Source organism: Luteolibacter flavescens (assembly GCF_025950085.1).
GTDB classification, from domain to species: domain Bacteria; phylum Verrucomicrobiota; class Verrucomicrobiia; order Verrucomicrobiales; family Akkermansiaceae; genus Haloferula; species Haloferula flavescens.
This window is the reverse complement of the sequence record NZ_JAPDDS010000001.1, coordinates 20443-44470: the sequence shown is the minus strand read 5'-3', so window position 1 is coordinate 44470 and position 24028 is coordinate 20443. Positions and strand designations below refer to the sequence as shown.

General features: G+C 60.9%; 24 protein-coding genes and 1 tRNA gene. 11 read left to right on the top strand and 14 right to left on the bottom strand.

Annotated elements, in window-relative coordinates; all coding sequences use genetic code 11:
- The first annotated feature begins 14 nt into the window (after nt 1-14).
- The gene (locus OKA04_RS00175; protein WP_264499086.1) at nt 15-599 is read left to right on the top strand and encodes an SH3 domain-containing protein; all 585 of its coding nucleotides are present in this window, start codon (nt 15-17) and stop codon (nt 597-599) included.
- A 75-nt stretch (nt 600-674) separates the two neighbouring features.
- Here the strand turns inward: OKA04_RS00175 and OKA04_RS00170 are convergent, their stop codons facing one another.
- On the bottom strand, nt 675-1169 hold the full coding sequence (locus tag OKA04_RS00170; RefSeq protein WP_264499085.1) for a redoxin domain-containing protein: 495 nt from the start codon (nt 1167-1169) through the stop codon (nt 675-677).
- Between the two features lie 73 nt (nt 1170-1242).
- Here OKA04_RS00170 and OKA04_RS00165 point away from each other — a divergent pair, with 73 nt between their 5' ends.
- On the top strand, nt 1243-2526 hold the full coding sequence (locus OKA04_RS00165; protein WP_264499084.1) for a valine--pyruvate transaminase: 1284 nt from the start codon (nt 1243-1245) through the stop codon (nt 2524-2526).
- Nucleotides 2527-2640: 114 nt separating this feature from the next.
- On the opposite strand, the gene OKA04_RS00160 is transcribed toward OKA04_RS00165, so the two are convergent.
- A complete protein-coding gene (locus OKA04_RS00160) occupies nt 2641-3930 on the bottom strand; it encodes an NAD(P)/FAD-dependent oxidoreductase (protein ID WP_264499083.1) in 1290 nt (429 codons plus the stop codon).
- Nucleotides 3931-4052: 122 nt separating this feature from the next.
- Here OKA04_RS00160 and OKA04_RS00155 point away from each other — a divergent pair, with 122 nt between their 5' ends.
- Entirely contained in the window at nt 4053-5360 is a 1308-nt protein-coding gene (locus tag OKA04_RS00155) for a CCA tRNA nucleotidyltransferase (protein WP_264499082.1), read from the top strand.
- A 283-nt stretch (nt 5361-5643) separates the two neighbouring features.
- Here OKA04_RS00155 and OKA04_RS00150 read toward each other — a convergent pair whose 3' ends face one another.
- Together OKA04_RS00150 and purC are read right to left on the bottom strand one after the other, a co-directional pair.
- The gene (locus tag OKA04_RS00150) at nt 5644-6000 is read right to left on the bottom strand and encodes a hypothetical protein (protein ID WP_264499081.1); all 357 of its coding nucleotides are present in this window, start codon (nt 5998-6000) and stop codon (nt 5644-5646) included.
- 229 nt (nt 6001-6229) lie between these two features.
- Nucleotides 6230-6946 (bottom strand): phosphoribosylaminoimidazolesuccinocarboxamide synthase, encoded by a 717-nt coding sequence (gene purC, locus OKA04_RS00145; RefSeq protein WP_264499080.1) that lies wholly within the window; start codon nt 6944-6946, stop codon nt 6230-6232.
- A gap of 218 nt (nt 6947-7164) precedes the next feature.
- Between purC and pyk the strand changes: the two genes are divergently transcribed.
- Nucleotides 7165-8568, top strand: a complete 1404-nt coding sequence (gene pyk / locus OKA04_RS00140; protein ID WP_264499079.1) for a pyruvate kinase — start codon at nt 7165-7167, stop codon at nt 8566-8568.
- A gap of 68 nt (nt 8569-8636) precedes the next feature.
- Here pyk and ispE read toward each other — a convergent pair whose 3' ends face one another.
- The 4 genes from ispE to OKA04_RS00120 all read right to left on the bottom strand — a co-directional run bounded on the left by ispE (nt 8637) and on the right by OKA04_RS00120 (nt 11258).
- Nucleotides 8637-9476 carry a 4-(cytidine 5'-diphospho)-2-C-methyl-D-erythritol kinase gene (gene ispE, locus OKA04_RS00135; protein ID WP_264499078.1) on the bottom strand — a complete coding sequence of 280 codons (840 nt, stop codon included), beginning with the start codon at nt 9474-9476 and terminating at the stop codon, nt 8637-8639.
- Entirely contained in the window at nt 9473-10138 is a 666-nt protein-coding gene (locus tag OKA04_RS00130; protein ID WP_264499077.1) for a purine nucleoside phosphorylase YfiH/LACC1 family protein, read from the bottom strand. Before OKA04_RS00130 ends, ispE begins: the two co-directional genes overlap by 4 nt.
- Nucleotides 10139-10224: 86 nt before the next feature.
- On the bottom strand, nt 10225-10686 hold the full coding sequence (locus tag OKA04_RS00125; RefSeq protein ID WP_264485903.1) for a MarR family winged helix-turn-helix transcriptional regulator: 462 nt from the start codon (nt 10684-10686) through the stop codon (nt 10225-10227).
- A gap of 146 nt (nt 10687-10832) precedes the next feature.
- Nucleotides 10833-11258 carry a hypothetical protein gene (locus tag OKA04_RS00120; protein WP_264499076.1) on the bottom strand — a complete coding sequence of 142 codons (426 nt, stop codon included), beginning with the start codon at nt 11256-11258 and terminating at the stop codon, nt 10833-10835.
- Between the two features lie 122 nt (nt 11259-11380).
- Here OKA04_RS00120 and OKA04_RS00115 point away from each other — a divergent pair.
- Nucleotides 11381-11471, top strand: a tRNA-Ser gene (locus OKA04_RS00115).
- Nucleotides 11472-11675: 204 nt separating this feature from the next.
- Here OKA04_RS00115 and OKA04_RS00110 read toward each other — a convergent pair.
- From OKA04_RS00110 to OKA04_RS00085, 6 genes are all read right to left on the bottom strand, one after another.
- Nucleotides 11676-13469: a recombinase family protein gene (locus tag OKA04_RS00110; RefSeq protein ID WP_264499075.1), complete on the bottom strand. Its 1794-nt coding sequence runs from the start codon at nt 13467-13469 to the stop codon at nt 11676-11678.
- Complete coding sequence (locus OKA04_RS00105; protein WP_264499074.1) at nt 13462-13911, bottom strand: DUF2924 domain-containing protein; 450 nt, start codon at nt 13909-13911, stop codon at nt 13462-13464. The genes OKA04_RS00110 and OKA04_RS00105 overlap by 8 nt, the downstream gene beginning before the upstream one ends.
- Before the next feature lie 75 nt (nt 13912-13986).
- On the bottom strand, nt 13987-14997 hold the full coding sequence (locus tag OKA04_RS00100; protein WP_264499073.1) for a hypothetical protein: 1011 nt from the start codon (nt 14995-14997) through the stop codon (nt 13987-13989).
- The gene (locus OKA04_RS00095) at nt 14994-15374 is read right to left on the bottom strand and encodes a DUF5681 domain-containing protein (protein ID WP_264499072.1); all 381 of its coding nucleotides are present in this window, start codon (nt 15372-15374) and stop codon (nt 14994-14996) included. Before OKA04_RS00095 ends, OKA04_RS00100 begins: the two co-directional genes overlap by 4 nt.
- A 4-nt stretch (nt 15375-15378) precedes the next feature.
- Nucleotides 15379-16686, bottom strand: coding sequence for a site-specific DNA-methyltransferase (locus OKA04_RS00090; RefSeq protein WP_264499071.1), 1308 nt, complete (start codon nt 16684-16686; stop codon nt 15379-15381).
- 93 nt (nt 16687-16779) lie between these two features.
- Nucleotides 16780-17592: a hypothetical protein gene (locus OKA04_RS00085; protein WP_264499070.1), complete on the bottom strand. Its 813-nt coding sequence runs from the start codon at nt 17590-17592 to the stop codon at nt 16780-16782.
- A gap of 501 nt (nt 17593-18093) precedes the next feature.
- Between OKA04_RS00085 and OKA04_RS00080 the strand changes: the two genes are divergently transcribed.
- The 6 genes from OKA04_RS00080 (at nt 18094) to OKA04_RS00055 (ending at nt 24025) form a co-directional block, all read left to right on the top strand.
- Nucleotides 18094-18381 carry a DUF3892 domain-containing protein gene (locus OKA04_RS00080; RefSeq protein ID WP_264499069.1) on the top strand — a complete coding sequence of 96 codons (288 nt, stop codon included), beginning with the start codon at nt 18094-18096 and terminating at the stop codon, nt 18379-18381.
- Nucleotides 18382-18394: 13 nt separating this feature from the next.
- Complete coding sequence (locus OKA04_RS00075; protein WP_264499068.1) at nt 18395-18982, top strand: restriction endonuclease subunit S; 588 nt, start codon at nt 18395-18397, stop codon at nt 18980-18982.
- Between the two features lie 11 nt (nt 18983-18993).
- Complete coding sequence (locus OKA04_RS00070) at nt 18994-20487, top strand: type I restriction-modification system subunit M (protein WP_264499067.1); 1494 nt, start codon at nt 18994-18996, stop codon at nt 20485-20487.
- A gap of 158 nt (nt 20488-20645) precedes the next feature.
- Nucleotides 20646-21713, top strand: coding sequence for a restriction endonuclease subunit S (locus OKA04_RS00065; protein ID WP_264499066.1), 1068 nt, complete (start codon nt 20646-20648; stop codon nt 21711-21713).
- Nucleotides 21710-23251, top strand: coding sequence for a hypothetical protein (locus OKA04_RS00060; protein WP_264499065.1), 1542 nt, complete (start codon nt 21710-21712; stop codon nt 23249-23251). Before OKA04_RS00065 ends, OKA04_RS00060 begins: the two co-directional genes overlap by 4 nt.
- Nucleotides 23252-23263: 12 nt before the next feature.
- Nucleotides 23264-24025 (top strand): Fic family protein, encoded by a 762-nt coding sequence (locus OKA04_RS00055; RefSeq protein ID WP_264499064.1) that lies wholly within the window; start codon nt 23264-23266, stop codon nt 24023-24025.
- Nucleotides 24026-24028: the final 3 nt, after the last annotated feature.

Sequence of the window (24028 nt, the reverse complement as noted above, 5' to 3'; positions counted from 1 at the left end):
GTGATGGCAGCTTCATGAATCGACATTTCCTGACCCTCGCTCCGCTGGCGCTCGTCATGGCTTCCTGCGAAACCGGCACGGTGACCACCGGAGGCGACTTCAATCCGCTGGGACCACCGGGATCCACGCGGACAGCCACCGTGGCGGCGCGCGGCCTGAAACCGGGCTCCTACGTTCACTCGAGCATGGAAGCGGCCTTCTTCAAGACCCGCCCGAGCGGCGATGCCACGGCCGAGAAGCTGCTCCCTTCCAATACCGAGATGAAGGTCATCACCGACGATGGCAGCTATGCGAAGGTCGAGCTCGCCAGCGGTGAGGTCGGCTTCGTTCCCTCGGTGCTCATCGGCGAGGCGTCCGCTCCGGCAGGTGCATCCGTCGATGCCATCCAGGTCTATCCGCCCGCACCGGGCAGCATCCCGCCGGTCATCGACCCGGGTATCCCCACCATCCCGCCGGTCATTGATCCGGAAGCACCGGTCATCCAGGACATCCCGCCCGTACCGGAGATCGAGCCCGTGGTGCCTCCTGCTGCCGAGCCTGAGCCCGCACCACTGCCCCCGGGCAACGAGGCCGATGGCGATGCCCCGGTCGAGCGCTGATCCCGCTCTTCTCACGACCACAAAAAAGGCCGCGGGTGATCCCCGCGGCCTTTTTCATGATGATGGGGCAGTTGCTCAGGCGAGCGACTGTAGAGCCGCCTTCACGGCTTCGAAATTCGGCAGGTCCTTCGGGTGATCCTGTGCTTCGGAGTAGCGGATCACGCCTTCCTTATCGATCACGAAGGCGGAGCGCTTTGCCACGCCGCCCATGATCAGGTTCGCCTCGGGCAGGAATTGCTCGTAGGCGACGCCATAGGCCTTTGCCACGGTGTGCTCGTAGTCGCTCAGCAGCGGCAGCGTGATGCCGGACTGCTTCGCCCACGCCTCTTGGGCGAAGGGGCTGTCGCCGGAGATGCCGAAGACCTTGGCATCCAGTGCCTCGTATTCCGAGATACCGCCGGAAATGTCGCACAGCTCGGTGGTGCAGACGCCGGTGAAGGCCATCGGCACGAAAAGCAGGACGATGTTCGACTTGCCGATCTCGTCGGAGAGCTTCACGAGCTGCGGGCCTTCGGCGGTTTTCGTAACTAGGGTGAAATCAGGGGCTTTTTCGCCAACTTGGAGAGGCATGTTTTTCAGGGGTTGTTCTGGAAAGAGCGGGCACTATAGGGTCCGGCACCCGACGGTCAACGGCACCCACTACATGACACAGGAATTCTCAAATTTCGGCCGGCAGCTCGCCGGAGGCAGCGGCATCGAGGAACTCATGGACGACCTCGGCCACGCTCTCGCCACCGGTGGCCCGGACATCTGCATGCTCGGCGGCGGGCAGCCCGCCCACATCCCGGAGGTGAATGCCCTCTGGCGCCGCCGCATGGAGGAGATCCTCGCCGAGCCGGGCGTGATGGAGCGCACGCTGGCGAACTACGATCCGCCGCGCGGAAATCCGAAATTCATCGCCGCCGTCGCATCGCTTTTCCGTCGCGAATTCGGCTGGCAGCTCGGCCCGGAACACATTGCGGTCACCGCAGGCGGGCAGACGGCGTTCTTCTTCCTCTTCAACCTGCTGGCCGGCGAGATGCCGGACGGCCGCCGGAAGAAGATCCTGCTCCCGCTGGTGCCGGAATACATCGGCTACGCGAACCAAGGATCGTGCGGCGATCTTTTCCGCGCCGTGCCGCCGAAGATCGAGAAGACCGGCCCGCATGAGTTCAAATACCGCGTGGACTTCGACGCGCTGGCCGTGACGGACGACATCGCGGCGATCTGTGTGTCCCGCCCGACGAACCCGACCGGCAACGTGCTGACCGACGAGGAAATCGCCCGCCTCTCCGACCTCGCGAAGGCACACGGCATCCCGCTGATCATCGACAATGCCTACGGCGCGCCCTTCCCCAATATCATCTTCACCGAGGCGAAGCCGGTGTGGGACGACCACATCATCCTCACCCTGAGCCTCTCGAAGATCGGCCTGCCGGGCACCCGCACCGGCATCGTGGTCGCAAACCCGAAGATCGCCGCCGCGGTCGCCTCGATGAGCGCCGTCGTCGGCCTCGCGAATCCGAATATCGGCCAGTCCATCGCTCTGCCGCTGATGGAAAGCGGCGAGATCCTGCAACTGGCGAACGAGACGGTGCGCCCCTTCTACATCGAGAAGTCCCGCCAGGCGCGCGAGTTCGTCGCGGAGAGCTTCGGCGAGGACTTCGACTACTACATCCATCGTAGCGAGGGCGCGCTCTTCCTGTGGCTGTGGTTCCCCGGCCTGCCCATCACCTCGCGCGAGCTCTACGAGCGCCTGAAGAAGCGCGGCGTGCTCATCATCTCCGGGCACTACTTCTTCTTCGGCCACGACGACGAGTCCTGGCAGCACCGCCACGAGTGCCTGCGCATGACCTTCACGATGGACGAGAGCGTCGTCCGCCGCGGAGTCGCCATCATCGGCGAGGAAGTACGACGCGCCCACGAGGAAGCGGCAGTCACCGTCTGACGGCCCGAATTTTGGAATGTGGCCGCGGTGGTGACACCGCGGAAATTACGGACGGGGCAGGCTTTCACACGAGTCTTCCCCGTCCGCTGCGTGTCGACAGGATGTCGACACTCCTTACTTCACCGGCAGAACCGCGTAGTCCTCGGGCGGGCGGCAGTTGCGGAGCATGTATTTCCGCATGAAGCTCACCAGCCCGCGGCTGTATTTCCTGCGCGTGAATGCCCCGGAGGCCATTGACGCTATGTGCTTCGTCATGTGGTCCTCCACGAAGCGGATGCCCGGCCAGCCCTTGAACTGCGCGGAGAAATTCGTGCCCGTCTCGTACATCGAGAAGATGCCGCCATCGTAGAAGTGCCGGATCAGCTCCCACCAGCTCTGGTGCCAGTCGCGGAGCTCTGCCTCCGCTCCGGCGAATCCCGCCGCCATCTCGCCCGGCCGGTCGAGCACGGAGGCCCCTTTCGAGAAAACATGCGTGTCTAACAAACGCGCCGACTCCAGCGCCATGAAGAGGCCCGGCGAGAGCATCGGATCGACGAAGCCGAATGAATCGCCACATGCAGCCCAACCCGGGCCGTGCCCGCGATCGGAGACGAGTTGGTAATTCGTGTAGGTCATCACCGGCGTGACGCGCTTCGCATCCTTCGCTTGATCCTTCAAGAGCGGCTCGGTCCTCAGAGCGTGGTCCAGCCTTTCCTCGGGAGTGGACCCGTAGGTCTTCGCCGCGTCCTTGTGGATCACGATGCCCACGGACAGCCGGCCCGGCAGCGGGATGCGCCAGCTCCAGCCCTGCTCCAGGATGGTGATGACCACCTGCCCATCCGGCGGGAAGTCATGCCGGAAATCCTCGTAATGCGCGAAGTAGGCGACGTCGCTGCGTTCGCCGGTCTTCGCCCCGATGCGCAGCGTCCGCGCAAACAGGCGCGCGCGCCCGGTCGCATCGATGAGCAACTTCGGATGCCCGTCCAGCCTCGCGGCCGCAAGCGTCTCCGCAGAAAGCTGGATCTCCCGTGCCTCGTCCCCTTTCTCCACTGTCGCCCGGTGCGTGATGAAGCGCGCGCCCAGCTCCTCCGCACGCTCGCGCAGCGTATCGTCAAATTGCGGGCGCGGGATATTGTAGGCGTAGGGCACGGTCCCGGCGACGACGCCGAAGGTGAAATCGACCCTGCTGCCGTGGCGGTGCAGGAAGGTCACGCCCGGCTTGTGCTGCGAGTAGGTCTTCACCTTTTCCTCGATGCCGAGCCGTTGCATCACAGGCACCGTCGCCGGCACCAGAGACTCGCCGACCAGCAGCTCGGGGCGCTTCGCATCGTCGAAGACCAGCACCTTGTAACCACGCTGGGCGAGCAGGGCAGCCAGAGTCGAGCCCGCCGGCCCGGCTCCGAGGATGGCAACATCGGGAGTCATGTCGGCAGGTAGATTTGCCCTCCCGCCCGGCCCTGCGAAGCCAAAACTCCTGCGGCGACGCCTCGCATGGGGTCCCCACCGCGCGTCTTGTTCTCATAATGCCGGAAGTGTATCACCCACGCGTGCCCGATGCCCGATCCACAGCGGTAGCCCTCGCCAAGCGTCTGACGGATGAAGGCCATATCGCGTACTTCGCAGGTGGCTGCGTGCGCGACCGCCTGCTGGGAAAAGCGCCTAAGGACTACGACATCGCCACCTCCGCCATCCCGGAGGAAGTGATCCGCATCTTCCCGGGAGCGAACGAGGTCGGCGCGCACTTCGGCGTGGTGATCGCGAAGTCCCACGGGCATCACGTGGAGATCGCCACCTTCCGCACGGATGGCTCGTATCGCGATGGCCGGCGGCCGGAGACAGTGAGCTTTTCCTCGCCGGAGGAAGACTCTCAGCGACGCGACTTCACGATCAACGGGCTCTTCGAAAATCCCCAGACCGGCGAGGTGATCGACTTCGTCGGTGGCAAGGCCGACCTCGACGCCTGCGTGCTACGCGCCATCGGCGATCCCGCGGCGCGCTTCTCCGAGGACTCGTTGCGACTGATGCGCGCGGTCCGTTTCGCGGTGACGCTTGGCTTCGAAATCGAGCCCGCCACCTGGGCGGCGATGTGCGGGCACGCCGCTGGACTGGCGCGGATCTCTCCGGAGCGCATCCGCGATGAATTCTCCCGCATGATCGTGCTGCCAAAGCGCGCGCGCGCCCTGGAGTTGCTGGTGGATTCCGGGCTCATCCACCATTTCCTGCCCGAGGTGCTGGAGCTAATCGGCTGCGACCAGCCTCCCGAGTGGCATCCCGAGGGCGACGTCTTCACGCACACGAAGATCATGCTGACGATGCTGGCGGACGATGCGCCGCTGGAGCTTTGCCTGGCCGTCCTGCTGCACGACATCGCCAAGCCGCCCACCCGCACGCTGGATGGCGACCGCATCCGCTTCAGTGGCCACGACGCCCTCGGCGCGACGATGGCGGAGGAGATCCTGCGCCGGATGAGGTATCCGAATGACGTCATCGAGTCCGTGAGCTTCATGGTCTCGCGGCACATGCAGTTCATGAATGTGCAGCAGATGCGCGTGGCAAAGCTGAAGCGCTTCATGGCGGTGCCCACCTTCCCGATGGAGCTGGAGTTGCACCGCGTCGATTGCGCCTCGTCGAATGGCTTCACGGAGAACCTGGAATTCGTGAAGGCCAAGCAGGTGGAATTCGCCGCCGAGCCGCTGATCCCGTCGCCATTGGTCACGGGGCGGGACCTGATCTCCCTCGGCCTGCAACCCGGCCCCGTTTTCCGAGACCTGCTCGAGTCCGTGCAGACGGAGCAATTGGAAGGCCGCCTGACCGGGCGGGAGCAGGCGCTGGCGTGGGTGAAGGAGCGGATCTAACAGTAAACCGCTCTCATTCTCCCGCGTCTCCGCCACGTGCGGATCCACAGCGTGATGCCGCCAAGAATCCCCACGGTGACCCAGCATAGAGTTGGGACAGTCGGCAAATCGTTGTCGATGAGACGCCGATGCATGATGTAGAGCAATTCAGACAGATACGCGCAGTCGCCTGATTGCGGATGACGCTGTTTTGAGATCGCTGCAAGTAGCTAGCGGAATCTCGTCCCTAAAATCATCCCAAGGACGATAAATACCATCTATTAATCCAAAACGTCGTTTCTATTCAATCAATACTCCACCCGAGCCTCTTCCACTCCTGAGTCTCCGGACGGAAAACATAATCAACACTTGAACCACCATTTTCAGACACCCTGACAAATATAGATCTCACCCCCACACCTCTGCCCTCCAACACCTTAAGGTCAATACCGGTGACTTTAGAGCCCTTGAGAAGACGCACAAATTTCCAATCATGGTAGTAAAATCCGCAAGACACCAACTCCTTCCGGATGGCCCTAGCCTCCACAGCAGTGACCCCATGCCCACTCAGATCAGACATCGGAAAAAACACCAGCATGGCAATCGCCACAAACAGAGAAAATCCAATTAGATAAATTATTTTCACTGCAAGGGAAATCACCAATTTATCGCGAAACAACGCTTGGCAATTCGAGAGCTTTACTTACATCTGAAATACTAAAATCACCTTGGTTACTACGCCCCATCCCTCCACGTCGTGTTAGCGGCAGGCCCAATGACCTCATCAAGACGATCTCTCCCCAAAATTCATGCGATTTCATGTCCAACATGGCAAGTCTGACCGATCACGAAGAGGGTAGACATCGTGTGGAGAAAATTGGCGGGCTACCTCAGCCCGCAGTGGCCGCTTTCACACGCTCCAGCACTTCGGCGTAAGCCTCCATGACGCCACCGAGGTCGCGGCGGAAGCGATCCTTGTCCATCTTCTCGCCGGTCTTCAGGTCCCAGAGGCGGCAGCCATCCGGGCTGATCTCGTCGGCCAGCACCACGGTGCCGGGATCGGTCGAGAGACGGCCGAACTCGAGCTTGAAATCGACAAGCTTCAGGCCGCACTCGGCGAAAAACTTGCCAAGAATGTCATTCACCTTCAGCGCCGAGGCTCGGAGGAAGGCGAGTTCCTCGGGCGTGGCCAGCTTCAGCTCGCGGATGTAGTCGTCATTCACCAGCGGGTCGCCGAGTTCGTCGCTCTTGATGCAAAACTCGATGATCGGCTGGGAAAACTCCGTACCCTCGGCCACGCCGGTGCGCTTCGTGAAGCTCCCTGCGGCGAGATTCCGGATGATGACCTCCACCATGAGGATGTCCACCTTGCGGACTTCCACATTCGTCTCGTCGATCTGCCGGACGAAGTGGGTGGGAACGCCTTCTTTTTCCAGAAAGCCGTAGATGAGGGTGCTGATGGCGTTGTTCAGGCGGCCCTTGTCCTCGAATTGCGCCTTCTTCTCGCCGTTGAAGGCGGTGGCGTCATTCTTGAACTCCATGCGCAGCACGTCCGGGTTTTCGGTGGCCCAGAGACGCTTTGCCTTTCCCTCGTACAGCGGTTCCATGCGCGGAGAGGTACGAATGCGCCGGGCGGGGGTCAAGCTGCGGCACTGCGGGTGTCGCGAAAATCTACCGTCGAGGGAAACGCCGGGCCCCCTCCGCAGCTCGGCCGGGATCGCCGTGCCGCCGGATATTCCCACGGGTCTGCCACGAAACCGGCACGGAAGATGCACGCTTCACCGCTGGACTCTCGCCTCCCCCGCTCTCAGGCTCGCCCCGGACCATGTCTCGCAGAACCAAGATCATCATCACCCTCGGCCCGGCGACGGAGTCCGAGGAAACCATCGGCCAACTGATCGACCTCGGCACCAACGTCTTCCGGCTCAATATGAGCCACGCCAAGCACGAGTGGGCCCGCGAGATGGCTCGCCGGGTGCGAAAGGCCGCCGCGGATCGCTCCGCCCACATCGCCGTCCTCTTCGACCTGACCGGCCCCTCCATCCGCACCGGCGATCTGGAGAAGCCCTACGAGCTGAAGATCGGCGATCTGGTCGAGTTCCGCAAAAGCGACTCCGAGCCGTCCATCGAACTCTCCACCACCGTGAACTACGGCGGCCTGATGGCCGACGTGGCCGAAGGCCGCACGCTCGTCGTGGACAACGGCACGATGCTGATGGAGATCAAGACCAAGAAGGACGACCGCATCATCTGCGAGTGCAAGACCGCGGGCAAACTCGGCTCGCGCCGCCACATCAATCTCCCCGGCACCCGCCTGAATCTCCCTGCCCTGACGGAAAAGGACCGCGGGGACCTCGCCCTCGCCGTGGAATGCGACGCCGACTACATCGCCGGCTCCTTTGTCCGCGATGCCGCCCACGTGCGGGAACTCCGCGAAGCCGTGGAGGCCTTGGAAGGCGGGGCGCAGATCGTTTCCAAGATCGAGGACCAGGAGGCCATCCGAAACATCGACGCCATCATCCAGGCGACCGACGTGATCATGGTCGCCCGCGGTGACCTGGGCGTGGAGGTGGAATTCGAGGAGCTGCCCATTCTGCAGCGCCGCCTGGTGAAACGCTGCCACGAGCTTGGCAAGCGGGTCATCGTCGCGACGCAGTTGCTCGAGTCGATGATCCAGAACCCGACGCCGACCCGCGCCGAGGTGACAGACGTGGCAAATGCCGCCTACGAGGAGGCCGACTGCCTGATGCTCTCCGGCGAGACCAGCGTGGGCCTGCACCCGCTGCGCTGCGTGGAGGCGCTGGTGAAAATCAGCATGCGCATCGAGCGCACCGGCGGCCTCGGCTACGGCCAGTGCGTGCTGCTGCGCGACGAACGCCAGAAGGCAGCACGCGCCGCGGTGACTCTGGTGGATTCCCTGCCCGACGCCCGCTTGATCGTGCTGACCCGCCGCGGTGTGATGGCAAATCACACGGCCATGCTCCGCCCGCGCACGAATGGCTTCTACGCCTTCACGCCAAAGGACCGGGTCTGCCGCCAGCTCGCGGCGACTCGGAATGTGGAAGCCTTCAAGCTCCCCTTCGCCGCCACCATCGACGAGACCATCCACCGTGCCGTGGAGATGCTCCGCGCCGCGGATCTGGTGCGCCCGGGTACCCCGCTGGTGATCGTCTCGGACATCCTGTCCGATCACTTCGCGGCGAATTCCATCCTGCTGCACCACGCGTGAGGTAGCGGCGGGCCCTGCCTTCACTTCTTCCGGTCACCGTCTGCGGTGATCGGAAGGATGCCCCGCCCTCACCCGCACACCGTCCCGCTCCATGCCCACAGCGTGGGGTCGAGCTCGGCGCGGGCGGTAGCGATCACGGCACCGGCCATCGCCGGGTCGCGAAGTACGGCAAACATGGTAGATCCGGAGCCGCTCATGAGGGCGCCCGCCACCTCCGGCCGGGCCAGCAGCCAGGTCTTCATCTCGGCGAGGAAGAGGTGCTTCCGGAAGACCGGCTTCTCGAGATCATTGACCAGCTCGCCCCACGGAAAAACCTGCGCTTCGTGGCGGACTCCTGCCAGCGCCTCCGCACCGAGGCAATTGCAATAGGCGTCCGGCGTCGCGACTCCGAAGGACGGCTTCAGCAGTAGCACCGGCAAGGGCGGCGGCACGTCCGCGGCCACGATGACCTCCCCCCGCCCGGTTGAGCGGGCCGAGGGCGTGCCGAGGAAAAACGGGATGTCCGAGCCAAAGGTCGCCGCGATTTCCATGAGGCGATCCGTTCCGAGCGGCTGGTCGTGGAGCCGGTCCAGCGCCGCGAGGGTCGCTGCGGCATCGCTGCTGCCGCCGCCGAGCCCGGCCCCGTGCGGGACGCGCTTTTCCAAATGAATCGCCAGGGGCTGTGCGAAGCCGGTCTCGGCGCGATACGCGGCGAGTGCCTTCAGCACCAGATTCGAGTCATCGGACGGGACACCCGGGTCATTGCAGGTGAAGGAGTCGGCCTCCGCGGTGGCAAAGGTCAGCGTGTCGTGGAGACCCGGCAGCCGCACCATCCACGAGTCGATCTCATGGAAGCCGTCCTCCCGCTTGCGCAGGACGCGCAGGGTCAGGTTCAGCTTGGCGGGCGCTTCGACGGTCAGGGTGCTCATGCGGTTTCCTCGCGGACCATGAGCGCAAGCATCCGGCCCGTGCAGCCTTTTTCGATGCGGTAGCTGTAGTGCCGCGTCAGGTCGCAGGCGGTATCGTCACCCTCGTCGTGAAATTCCCCCACCCCGGCGGCCTTTGCCTGGCGGGCGATCTCGGCGGCGAAATCGATTTCGTAATGCGGAGGCCGGATGCACGGGCCCAGCACCACCACGAGATCGGCGGGCTCGGTGCCATACTTCTCGCCCATCAGGGTAATCGCCCGGCCGAGGATATTCAGCTCGGTCCCCTTTTTCCCGGAATGCAGCAGCCCGATGGCTCCCGTCCTGCGATCCGCGAGCCAGATGGCACCGCAGTCGGCCACGTAAATGCCCAGCACCTCGCCGGGTGCCGCCGTGACGAGGCCATCGACGTCCGGGACCACGGGCAGGCCGTCACCGGCCATCTTCGTCGCCTCTCCCGGCACCACGGCCACGCCGCTGCCATGCACCTGCTCGGCGCGCCACCACCGGTCGCTGCCAAAGTCGCGGCGGACGATCTCCTCATGGAGCGGCCGCAGGTTGGAAAGGGTTTCGTCGCGATCGGTCGTCGCCTCGACGCCGTCCAAACGACCGATCCAGCCGGCCCGGATACCGGGCAGCCGGTTGAGAGGATTCAGGAATGACATTGGAAAAGAGAGCGCCCCCGTCACGGGCACAAATCGTGACGGGGGCGCGATCGATCCGCCTATGGGGGCGCCAGCGGACTCGTCGCTCACGCGATAGCGCGCGCCCGAATGGCACGCTTCGTGTGCTCGACGGCCTCGGCCTGATCCTCGTCCATTTCAGAGAGGATGTTTGCGAGGTCCGCGGCGATTTCCTTCCGCATTTTTCCGACCAGATCCACACCCTTGGTGGTGATGCGGACCATGATCTTGCGGCGGTCTTCCGCGGCGTGAACGCGCTCGACGTACCCGAGCTTTTCCAAACGATCGACGAGGCCCGTGGCCGCGGCGGTCGAGTGACCCATCTTCTTCGCGATATCCGACATCGTCAGATACTCTTCGCTGGAAAGGTAGGTCAGGAGGAAGAACTGGGGGAACGACACGTTGCCTTTGTTGAGTTCGTTGGACAGGTTCAGGATGCAGCTGCGCTGCGTGAACAGGACGAAGTCAGCGAGGCGATCGGCATCGGCATGCAGAGAGGCGCCGGGGGCGCCCGAGGTGCTCAGTTTCATGGCTGGTTGTAGTATTCATCTTTCGGGACATGTAAGGGAGCACAGCCTTTGCGGAGAAGAACCTAACAAGGTCACCGGACTGTAAGCAAGACCAAATTTCAAATTCACCGCCTAACACTCGGGATGCAGGCGAATCATTTTGAAATTCATGGTTTTGCCGGGATATCGCCGGTGGTTGTTTTTGGTTCCGTCGCTGGCGGCGCTTGGCTCGCACTGGGTGTTTCTACGAACTCTCCGGGGGGCTTGTCATCTTTAATCGGACGAAAATATACTGAATCCCCAACTTTCGCCACCCCTGAACGAATGTCCGCCGCAGAAAACTGCCCGAGCTTCTCCCCGGTGGCCAAAAGGTTCGATGCGCGCCCCTCCGTGCCGATCCCGGTGAGCATGCCGCCATCCGGCACCCGCCACGTGCCGTAGGACTCGATCAACACGAAATCTCCCCCCTCTGGCACCGAGGCGATCCGACCCACCAGGCTCGGCTTCGTCTCCGAGACCTCCGGCTTGTCCTCATCCTTGAAAAGGGAACACGACGAAAGCCCGGCAAGGGCCACCAGCAAGAGCGCTCTCATGGGGAAATAGCGCCACGACTCCCCCGCCCGTTTCAAGCTTCGGCAAGAACTGTGAGATTTCTGCTTCGGGATGGTTGACGACTTCCCGCGCGTGTGTTCAACCTCCCGCGCGACGCAAGTCAGGATCGGTGGCTGAGTGGTCGAAAGCACACCTTTGCTAAAGGTGCGTACCTCACAAGGGTACCGAGGGTTCGAATCCCTCCCGGTCCGCCACTTTCTGAGAGATGAACCGGAAGGTTCACTTTCACCGGGGAATTTCCCTTGGTTCCGCGGGATTCCGCCCCTCTCTAATCGGGAGGGGCGCCGCTTTGTACTCCTCTTTCCTAAATCCCAGACGCAATCTCTCAAATCGATTCAGGCCGTGGTTCACTTTCCGGATTCGAGGAACTCCGAGAGGGTTTTCGACGGTCCGATCGGTCAGGCTGCCACCGAATCGTCGAACCCCAGGTCGAGCATTTGTGTTCTCCAGTCGAGCGAGCGTTGCGTCAACAGGTCCTGCACCTGAAGCCGAGCGGGCTGGGTTCCTTGGAAAATCGACTTCTTGATTGCCGGAGCAAGATAAGCGGCGTTGAGGAGTCGTCTAATATAGGTCGGCTTCACCCCGTATCCCTCAGTGATTTCCTGAAGGGTCTTTTCCGGATGCAGAGCGAGTTCCGATCTCCAGAATTCTGCTTGGGCGATGGTTTGGATCAGTGCCCGATTCGGGGCGGTGTGGCGCACGCCAATCTCCTCGCCGGTTCGTCCGTCGATGATCTCCGACCGGCCGCGCCGCGATTTGAAGGAGATCGTTGCCGTCAAGATCACCTGACCGTTCTCACAGGTCACCGCGGCAGGGATTCCGTCTAGGAGAGAATCCGATTCCGCGCCCCCCTCCGGGAGCGATTCCGCCAGCATTGTCAGACGATCTTGAGGGATGTGGATCGCCACCATGTCAGTCACAACCACGATCCTCGGGGTAGCATTCGAGAGCCACGTTCCTAATTCAACCGGAGTGTCGAGCCGGGCGAGGTGTCTGGCGTGCATGCCGAGGCGATGACGGACCTCATCCGTTGACAATTTTTCGGACGAAGAGAATCCAGCAAGATCGGACAAGGCGTGGATGAGCATCCGGCGCACCGCATCCTCCAGCAAGGGAGCGCTGATGGTTTTGAGTGGTGAGGTGCCGTATCCTTGGCGGATCGCCTGCTGGGAAACGTAGTAGCGATAGCGCTTTCGCGTTTTGGTTCCGTTGGCGGCTTTCTCGCTCTTGTTGGTGTAGGTCGGAGTAAGTGCCTGTCCATCGATGCCAAAGAGGAAGCCCTTGAGGGGATGGACCAGGCGGGTCTTGGCAATGGCAGTTTCGTTGAGATGACCGGCAGTCCTGCGGAAGTCTGACTGCTGCTGGCGAAGCTTGGATTGAACCGAGTTCCAAACATCGGAGGCGATGATGGCTTCGTGCTCGCCCGGATACTCGTTGCCTTTGTGCCGGATCAGCCCGCGATAGATCGGATTGGTGAGCAACCGGTGGAGTTCCTTTGCTACCCATGGCCGTGGCAGCTGGACCCGTCCCTTCAAACTTGTGAATGCCTTCGTCGTCAGGTTCAGCTGGTTGAGTTCCAGAACCGATTCAATGAGGCCGGACTTTTCGAGGTAGGTTTGGAAGCAGGTTCTAACGGTTTCAGCTTCCGTCGGATTGATGAGGAGCTTCCGCTCACGGACGTCATATCCAAGTGGCGGAATCCCTCCCATCCACATGCCCTTCTGCTTGGAGAGAGCGATTTTGTCGCGGATGCGCTCGCCGGTGACCTCTCGTTCGAATTGGGCGAAGGAAAGCAGCACGTTGAGCGTGAGCCGGCCCATGCTGCTGGAGGTATTGAACTGTTGGGTGACCGACACGAAGGACACGTCATGCAAGTCGAACAGCTTCATGAGCTGGGCGAAGTCGGCCAGGGATCGCGAGAGGCGGTCAACCTTGTAGACCACGACAACGTCAATCTTCCTCCCGCGAATGTCAGCCAACAATCGCTGGAGTCCCGGTCGATCCATGTGCCCTCCCGAAATTCCCCCGTCGTCATAGGTTTCCTTGATGGGTTTCCAGCCCTCATGCTTCTGGGAGCGGATGAAGGCGGTGGCGGCATCCCGCTGGGCATCGAGGGAATTGTATTCCTGTTCGAGTCCATCCTCGGTGCTCTTCCGCGTGTAAATCGCGCATCGCTTGACCTTCTCAGCCATGGCATTCCTCCTTCAGTCCGAAAAACAATGGTCCTGACAAATGCTGGCCGGTGATCTTGCGGGCGAGCGCACTCAGGGATTTGAAGGCCTTACCTTCCCACACGAACTGTCGCGGGCCGGCGATTTGAACGGTGATGCGTTTGCCGTCCCATTCGCGAGTGAGCACCGACCCTGCTTCCAGAACCACTTTCGCCGGGGTTTTGATCCCGGCGGAAGCCGGTTGCGGGGAGCGAAGCGACTTTCCGAACTCAGCCATGTGGCGGCGCAGTGAGACGGTCGTATTCTTGTCGAGTCGTCCGAACTCCTCCTCCTGCAAGCGATAGGCAAGTTCGCGAAGCAATCGGTCGATCCGCCCCGGAGGAGGCTGCCTACCCGGGAGCTTCTGCCACCGGTCAAGCAGCTCGTCCTTGGTCATTTTTTCCAGATCCTCAATGGATTGCATGTCCCGGCGACACACGCTCCACGTTACAGGCAGATCAAGTCATACTGAGAGATTTCGCTCCCTCTGAGAGCCATCTCAAACAAATGAGCTGGTATCAAAAGGTCCATCCCCACTGCCCTCGTAAAGAGCCTTGCGCCGCTCCGTCTCCAGAACGCGGAGCTTCTCCAGATGCCTTTGGGTAGACCAGGTCGGATCGAAATTGCCGATCGCTCTCCAGCTCATCCCGTCGCGATCCGGCAACTCGATCTCGCCACTCGTTGGCGGTGAATATTGCCCTTGGAGATACTGATAGCTGAATGCCTCGCCTCCCATCGCCGCCAAGTGACCTTGTATGTCTTCCCATCCCTCCAACGAAAAACAGAGGAGATCCCCCTTCTTTTGAACGTGGTTAATGTCGGGCGGAATACTCCAGGTCTCGTCTTCCAGAGCGACGGCAGGAATCGAAACCCTCCCCCAACCGTTGAGCTTCACGTGAAAGAACCAGCTGAGGTCGGTGGCGGCGATCCGACGGGTGTTCATTACGATGAGCCCCTCCTTGGGCTGTTTCAGCAACCTGCCAATCTCGGCAAAGTGTTCAGGCTTGATACGGTCCAGGCTGTGCAAGCTCTGCGGGTTGTCGATGATCACGATGTCGCTCTTCGTGTGACGGGATGAGTAACCGATGCCGGCGTGCCGGATCCAGCCGCCATAGTCCAGTTCCAGCGAGCGGGATGCCTTCTTGATACGCGCCCGGGGAAAGACGGATCGGAAGCGTTGGCTACCGATGAGTTCAGCACAGCGCTCCTGGATCTCGAAGGCGGGCTCAGGATCTTCCGATAGAATCAGGACTGACTTCCTCGGATCACGACCAAGGAGCCAGGCGGGGAACGAAACCGAGCAAATGTGGGTTTTCAGATAACCGGGAGGCAGATTGAAAATCACCCGCCGAAGATCGTGGCCTCGCTCCAGATGCATCATCTGGAGCATCTCGGTCATCAGGTCGATGTGCCAGTTCCTCACGAACGACTCATCCGGATGAAGCTCGCGAAATGCGAAGTCGACGAAGCTTCTGAACCGCATTCGATAGAGAAACTGAGATTCGGTCATTTGTCCTCCTTCTCTCGCTTTGACATGAGACGCTGGACCTCAAAAAAGGCGATCTTGTCGTCGAGGGTTTCCTCAAACTCTTCCAGCTCCACCTCCTCGTCATTGACCAGCGCGAGCACCGTGTTCCGGGCACTGGCCTTCCCCTTGATCGCATCATTCACGAGCGAGAGGTACAGAGCCTGGCGCTTGGTCATGATCTTGTCACCGACCTTGATTTTTTCTTCGAGCAGGTCGTTGAGTAGCTCGGCATTGGTTCTCTTCTTCTTCGGTCTCCCCAAGGGATTGCCTGACTGGCCCTTCTTGAACCGGGAACCCTTGGGCGGCTTGCGATAACCCACCTCGTTGTCGTCATCATCGTCCGGAAATGTGCTCTTCATAAGATCAGAGGAGTTGGGTTTCCGCGTAGGTTACGCCGGTCTCGGAATGGACCGCATCCTTACCGGTCCACTGCTGCCAACGGGTGATGGCAACATCGACGTACCGGGGCGAAAGCTCGATGCCATGGCAGACCCGGCCGGTCTTCTCCGCAGCGATGAGCGTGCTGCCGCTACCCAGGAAGGGATCCAGGACAACCTCGCCGCGCTTCGAGCAATCCTTGAGGGCATCCTCTATCATTGCCACAGGCTTGATGGTTGGATGGAGGCTGAGGGCCTCCTTCCCACCCTTGTCGCCATCCGTACCCTTCAAGTGCATCACCGACGGATAGCTCCATACATTGGTCCGGTGGCGACCGTGCTGCCCCAATTCGAAGTGGTTCTGGTGCTTGCCAGTGCCGCTCTTGAAAACGAAGACCAGTTCATGCTGGCTGCGGTAAAAGGTTCCCATCCCGCCTGTGCTCTTGGTCCAGACGCAAAGATTCTTCAATTCGGAGTAGGATGCCTTCCCCGCAGCAAGCAGTTCGGGAGCATGGCGCCAATCCATGCAAATGTAGTGGATGGATCCGCTCCTGGAGAAAGAGCCAAGGTGGTCGAAGACGGTTTCAAGGAATGCCTGGAACTCGGCGGAACTCATCTCGCCCGATCCCATGGCAAAATCACCGTGACTCGCTTCGCAGGTCTTCCCGATGTCTTTGGCGGGAAGATTGTAGGGAGGATCCGTGAAAACGATCGAGGCCCTGGCCTTGCCGGGGAACAACTTCCGATAGGAAGCCCGGTCCAGACTATCGCCGCACAAAACACGATGCTCGCCGAGTAGCCAGATATCCCCGGGTCGGGCGACCGCGGGCACCGAGTCTGGCGACGGAACCGGGGGCTCTTCTGTCGATTTCCCCTCTTCCGCTGAGATGAGACTCTCAATGTCCCCGTAGTCGAAGCCGGTCACCTCAAGCTCGAAGTCCAGATCGAGCTCGGAGAGAACCTTGAAGTTCTCGGCGAGAAGGATGTCGTCCCACTCGGCGTTCTCGGTGAGCCGGTTGTCGGCAATCATGTAGGCACGGATCTTCGCGTCGTCCAAATCGCCTGCCCGAATCGCCGGCACCGACTCGATGCCGAGAAGCTTGCAGGCAGCTACTCGCCCGTGACCGCAAATGAGGCGGTTGTTGGCGTCCACGAGCACGGGCACCTTGAACCCGAAGGTCCGGATGCTGTCGGCAATCTGGCGGACCTGCTTCTTGCTGTGCTTACGGGGATTCTGCTCGTGGGAAACGAGCTCGGCTACGGGAATGGTTTCGATTTCGAGGGCTGTCTTCATGTGGCGCGAATGTGCAACGCGCCATTTTGAAGGACATTTTTCCCGAGAACGCTACCGGCAGTCGTACCCACCATCGCAATGGTGGGCATGATTTTAAAGAAGCTTGTCGCGAAAATCGCGGATGAACTTCCCGAGCTTCTTGGAATTAACGACCTCCACTTGGTCACCAACCCAGATCTCATAGCGGGCATTTTGGGTGGATCCCTTACCTTGCTCTTCCAAGATCTGCATGACCCTCCTAGAAATGTTCTTCTGGATCAGGCTCTCACCCCGGATCAAAATCTCTTCACAGGCGCCATGTATGATCTGCCCCATCGGCGTTTGATGACCCTTCCGGCCATTCGACATTTGCCTTCCCAGGAGCATGACAGTCGCATTCCTCATTGCCTGGGCTTTCGCGTAATAGAAGCCCATCTGGAATGAAGCTGACGACAGCAGTCCGGCAAAATTCGAATCCGATGGACGAACATCCAAGTGGATCCAATCAAAGGGAAACTCAACGTTGGATTCTCCCATGAGGTCCAGAACGCGAAAGGCATTTAGCAGTGCTACTTTCCAGCAGTAGCTTTCATGGTGCTTCGAGGCCACAGCCAAGCTCGAGTATACGGGTTCGGCATGCATGACGAACGCATCGAGACGCTTTGTGTTCTGGTGCTCATACTTGGTGTCGAAGTGATGGAGTTGGGTCGAAGCATGAGAGATGGTACCGGCACGCTTCCTCATGTCTTCCATGACGACCTCGAGCGGGATACCGCGGGGCGTGGTGATCGGCTTCTTAAGTTTACGCACCCTCTCTTGTTCCTTGATACGAAAAGCGCTGATTACGTCTTGAGCGAACTCCGCGATACCGACCGGCGAATGCTCCAATTTCTTCTGAAATTCGAAAACGCCATCGTCATGTGGCACCACAGGAACACCATCGCTACTCACCGGGCCACCTTGGAGCAGGGGGCTTCGGGACGGAAGTCTGTAACTGCTGGGCTAACGTCATGGTTTGACAGGCACTCTTGAAATTATCGGGGGAAACCGCTCCGTCCCGCCCGGTTCTGACGGCGGGCAAGACGACTTCAGCAACGCTCGCAGCTTCGAAAGGTAGCCGCTCAAATCGCAGGCCCTTTGGGTGCGATGCAGATTCGCCGCTCCGGCGAATCCCCTACAGCCGCAAAATCACGATTATCATGTATGATTCAAAATTCCAAATTTCCCCATTGCCACCATCCAACGCCCACGATATGAATTGCCGCGTCCGCCGAAAAAAGCCCGAAGAGCAGGTGCTCTTCGGGCCCATTCGTCCGGCACATCCTGAGATGAAGCGCGGCCTAGAGAACCAAACGCCTACTCTCCTGATGGTCCGGTTCAAGGAAATTCCCCGCCGTGCGGACGGGCGGGGACCACTGAAATAAGACCATGGCTACTGAAGTGCAGGTATCCTGCATCAACAAGACGGACCGCCACGCGGCGGATGAGCGCATCAAGAACATCGGCGGCCTCAATGCCGACCGCACCCGCTGGAAACTCGACGTCGATGCTGCCATCGCCGGGATCGAGTCCGGCAAGTGGAGCTTCTACACGTTTGAAGCTGGCAAGAAGGTCCGGGTGATCGTCGCCGTCAGCGCGCGCGGACGGAAGTACCTGAAGACGGAAAACGACGGGGAGCAGCCGAACAATCTGCTCAGCCTCCCGGAGTGCCCTTAAGCCCGGATCTCCCATGTCGAACCACACGTTAGCCGAACTCGCGAGCGTTCGCATGGGAGCCACCCTGCGAGGCCGGGACGCCACCCGTCCCGACCCCGCGGGGTCTTTCCGCCTCATCCAGATCAGCGACCTCGACGATCGCGGAGGCTTCCTCACTCAGGATTTCACCCGCGTTTCCCCCCGGGAAGCGATCAGCAGCTCCGTCGTCCTCCGTCCCGACGACATCCTTTTCCCGAACCGCGGGGCGAGAACCACAGCGTCCCTATTCGAAGGAAGCGATTCCCCATGCTTCGTGGGCGCGCAGTTCTTCATCATCCGCCCGTCTTCTCGGAAAGTCATGCCCGCCTATGTCGCATGGCTCCTTCGAACCCGAGATGCCACCGACTACTTCGACCTTCATCGCCGCGGCTCCAATGTCCTCACGCTCCAGAAAGGCGCGATGGAGGCGTTCCAGGTGCCACTTCCCTCCTGGGAAATCCAGCATGCCATCGTCGAGACGGATCGCCTCCACCATCACGCCTGCGACCTGGAATCCCGGCTTGCCGTGCTTCGCCACCTCCACCTTGAAGAAACCTTGATCAACCGGGCCCACCGCCCCTGACCCCACCTTCCATGTCCAAGATCAACCAGTCCGAAATCAACGACGTCGCCTGGCGCGCCTGCGATACCTTCCGCGGCGTCGTCGATGCCGAGAACTACCGGAACTACATCCTCGTGATGCTGTTCTGGAAATACATCACCGACGTCTGGCGCGACCACCGCGATGCCTACCTGCGCGAGTACGATGGCGACGAAGTCCGCGTCGCCCGCCGCATGGCGCGCGAGCGCTTCCAGCTCCCGGACGGCTGCGACTTCTACAGCATTCACGCCCTGCGCACCGGGACCGACATCGGCGAGCGGATGAATGTCGCCCTCGCCGGCATCGAGGAGGCGAACAAGGCGAAACTCGAAGGCGTCTTTCGCGAGGTCGATTTCAATTCCGAATCCAAGCTCGGCCAGACCCGCGACCGGAATGCCCGGCTCAAGCTCCTGTTGGAAGACTTCGCCTCGCCGAAGCTCGACCTCCGCCCGTCCATCGTCGGCGAGGAGGACGTGATCGGAAATGTCTACGAGTACCTGCTGGAGCGCTTCGCCTCGGATGCCGGGAAAAAGGCCGGCGAGTTCTATACGCCCGGCCAGGTCTCGAAGCTCCTCGCCCTGCTGCTGGCACCAAAGAAGGGCGACACTATCTGCGATCCCACCTGCGGCTCCGGCTCGCTGCTCATCAAGGTCGGCCGCCAAGCGGACGAGCGGGACTTCGCCCTCTACGGCCAGGAAATGAACGGCACCACCCATGCGCTCTGCCGCATGAACATGTTCCTCCACGGCATGGACAACTTCCGCATCGAGTGGGGAGATACCCTGCGGAATCCGCGGCTCTTCGATGGCGACCACCAGCTGATGAAGTTCGACATCGTCGTCGCCAATCCCCCCTTCTCGCTCGACAAGTGGGGCCACGACGAAGCGGAGGCTGATCCCTTCCACCGCTTCCACCGCGGCCGGCCGCCGAAGTCGAAGGGCGACTGGGCCTTTATCACCCACATGATCGAAACCGCCCGCGAGGGCAGCGGTCGGGTCGGCGTCGTGGTTCCCCACGGCGTGCTGTTCCGCGGCGCGGCGGAGGGCCGCATCCGCGAGGCGCTGATTAAAGAGAACCTGCTCGAAGCCGTCATCGGCCTGCCGGCGAATCTCTTCTTCGGCACCGGCATCCCCGCCGCCATCCTGCTCTTCAACAAGGGCAAGACCCACGGCGACGTCCTCTTCATCGACGCCTCCCGCGAGTTCAAGGATGCCAAGAACCAGAACGTCCTCACCGACGAGCACCTCACCAAAATCGACGCCACTTACCGCGCCTTCCAGACGGTCGAGAAATACGCCTACCGCGCCACCTCGCAGGAACTCGCCGACAACGCCTTCAATCTCAACATCCCGCGCTACGTCGATACGTTCGAGGAGGAAGCCGAGATCGACCTCGACGCGGTGAAGCGGGAAATCACCACCCTGGAAGCCGAGCTCGCCGAAGTGCGGGCGAAGATGCAGGGATACTTGGAGGAGCTGGGGGTATGAGAAAGCCCGCGGATTGGTCTGAAAAGCACCTGGGGCAAATCCTCTGCCAACCGGTAAGCGGCGTCAGTGTGCTTGCTGATGAGAGGCCTCCCCAGCCTACCCTGCCTGGCGTCCTCCGCCTCAGTTGTGTCACCGGCGGTCGCTTCAATCCCCACGATTTGAAGACCCCGGCGAATGGCGAAGCCAGACGACTGATCGTCCACGCAGAAAGCGACACGATCCTAATTAGCCGGAGCAACACCCCAGCCCTCGTCGGAGCATCTGCCTATGTCGGAGACGATTTCCCCCTGTCGTTCCTTCCCGACACGCTTTGGCTTCTTCGTCCCAAGGACCGTGATTCGGTGTCCATGCGCTGGCTCGCCTACGTCATCGGCTCCGACGACTGCCGGCGTTTACTTCAATCCATTGCGTCCGGCACGAGCCAGAGCATGAAGAAGATCCAAAAAGGCTCCTTCTTGAGACTCGTTGCGCTCACTCCGCCCCTCACTGAGCAGCGCAAGATCGCCGACATCCTCAGCACCTGGGACGAGGCCCTCGAAAGGCTCGACGCCCTCATCGCCGCCAAGGACCGCCGCAAACAGGCGCTCATGCAGCAGCTTCTCACCGGCAAGAAGCGGGTGAAGGGGGCGAATGGAAAATGGAAAGTCGCCACCTTGGGCGATCTCTTAACTCCAATTAGTAGGACTGTCCCCAAGCCAACCGGCAGCTTTCTGGCGGCAGGCATTCGGAGCCACGGCAAGGGCGTATTCCTCAAACCGGACTTCAAGCCGGAAGGGATTGCCCTCGACGAGCTTTTTGAACTCAAGGCTGGCGACCTCGTCGTCAACATCACCTTTGCTTGGGAAGGAGCAGCCGCAATCGTTCCGGATGTAGCCGACGGAGCCCTTGTTTCCCATCGCTTTCCCACGTTCCTCTTCAAGGACGGCCTAGCGTCCCGCTCATTCTTCCGCCACTACATCCGCAGCAAGCGCTTCGTGTTCGACTGCGGCCTCGCTTCGCCGGGCGGCGCTGGACGAAATCGCGTCCTTAGCAAAACCGCCTTCCTGAACATCGAACTCAAAGTTCCGTCATTTGAAGAGCAGGAACAGATCGGCTCCCTTCTCGACACCGCCGACCAAGAACTCGCCCTCCTCCGCCGCCAACGCGACGCCCTCGACCAGCAAAAGCGAGGGCTGATGCAGCGGCTTCTCACCGGTAAGATCCGCGTAACCCCTGAAGCTGAATGAAACTTGGACTCTTTTTTGGCGCTGGCGCCGAGATAGCCTACGGACTCCCCTCCGGCGGCAAGTTCGCGATCGAACTCTTCCGACTCGATCCCACCGAGGAGAAGCAAAAGCTTCGTGAGGAGCTGCAGCGGATCAACCGGTTCACTGCATACGCAACGAAATGGCTGCCCGATAAATTCTGGTCCAAGAACCTCCACGCCTTTGGAAAATCGGAGTTCAGCAGCCTCATCGAGTCGTCGATCGAAAACAAAAAGCACCGACTGATCCAGCGTTTGGGTGATTTCGACACGCTCGCCGAAGCCCAATTTGCGAGGCTCCAATTCGATGAGGCAGCACTTAAGACCGCCTACCGTGCCGAATTCGGCAAAGAACTCGGCACCGAGGTCTACAGCCAGGTCATCCGCCTCAATGCGATGCTTGGCGAGCATGGGCAGATCTTCGGCTCCCGCTACTACTCGGCATTGCTTGACGTGCTCCGCGCCCACCCGGAGGCAACCCTCCTCAAGCGCTTTGCCGTTTCATTCCTCCAGCTGCTCGTGGGTTCATGCGGCCACGACCTCATCAGCCGCCTCAATCAAGAGATCTTCAGCGAAGCTCCCGACGATCTTCCCATCTTTGACGACGTAGCCGGCCTCTTCCGCGTGGAGATGAGCAAGGGGGGGCTCGATGCCATCGACTTGCTCATCACCGAGCGCACTGATTTCAATGCGATCGAGAATCCGACATTGGTCGACATGCTATGCGCGCTCGCGAGGGGAGTTCTCGAAGCCCTGTTCGACGGGATCCTGGACTACCAAGCCCTGATCGATAATCACTTCCGCTACCTGTTCGCCCCGAAAACGGAGTGGGCGAAGTTTACCAAGATGGTGATCTTCATGCGTCTCGCCAGGACCTACATCGTCTCGCAAATGCCGGCGGACGATGCTCTCCCGGGCGAGGGCTATTACCACGACCTCGCGAAGGCAAACGATCTGGACATTGAGCTAGGGGCCATCGGGACCTCCAATTACAACAGCCTTCTGGAACGGTTTGCCGGCGACCTCGGCTTCGAGCTTCCTGAGACGTTTTACCTCAATGGCGGTGTCACCGACTACTACAACCCCTATACCAACGATGTCGTCAATGCGGATACACCTGAGGAAGTTCCGGCCGACCAACTCCATGTCCCCTTCATTCTCACTCAAAGCGGACTGAAGCCGCTGACGTCCGTGAGCATGTCGCGGCGGTATGTGGAACTTTTCGACCAGTTCACGCAATGCGACGCCCTGGCGGTCGTTGGCTTCGGTTTCAACACGGATGACAGCCACATCAACGGCTTGTTCCGGAAGCTCGTCGAGGAGCATGGCAAGACCCTTTTCTGGGTTCGTCCCGCCAACGGCCAGACCAAGGATCAGATCAAGTCGGAGCTCTTGGAGAAGCTGAGGCTCTCCGAAGCCAATCGTGGCCGGATCGCCCCGGTGGCGGTCGACCGGAACAACCGCGAAGTCGACGGAGAGATCTGGCTCAAAGCGATTGCCGACGAGTATTTGATCACGTGATCCCCCAATCTCATGGACGCTTTCACTACCATTGACCGACTCAAAGCAGCTCTCGACCAGCATCGCCCGCTTGCCCCGGCGATCGTTGCCAACCTGCGGGAAGACCTGATCGTCCGCTGGACCTACCACTCGAACGCGATCGAGGGCAACACGCTGACCTTGCGCGAGACGAAGGTGGCGCTGGAGGGCATCACCATCGGCGGCCATACCTTGCGGGAGCACTTGGAAGCCGTGAATCACCGCGACGCCATTTTGCTGTTGGAAGAAGGGATCGCGAAGAACGAGCCGCTGAGCGAGTGGACGATCAAGTCGCTGCACCAGCTCATCCTGAAAGGCATCAATGACGACAACGCCGGCCGCTACCGGACGGTGAACGTCCGCATTTCCGGTGCCGAGCATTTGCCGCCGGACCAGCTCGTGGTTCCGGAGCTGATGGAACGCTTCATCACGTGGTATCGCGACGAGGCGGGCAGCCTTCACCCGGTCGAGCGCGCCGCGCGCGTTCACAGTGACTTCGTGAAGATCCATCCCTTCGTCGATGGCAATGGCCGCACCTCGCGGTTGCTGATGAACCTGGAACTGATGAAGGCCGGCTATCCCGCCGCCGTGCTGCCGGTGGAGCGGCGCTTGGAGTATTACCGGTCCTTGGATGAGGATCACGTGCGCGGGAACCGCGAACCGTTTCTGGGGATCGTGAGCGACATCGTGCGAGACAGCTTCCAGCCCTACTTCCATGCACTCAGCCTGCCGTGGAACGGAATTTCGACCGACTAGCCC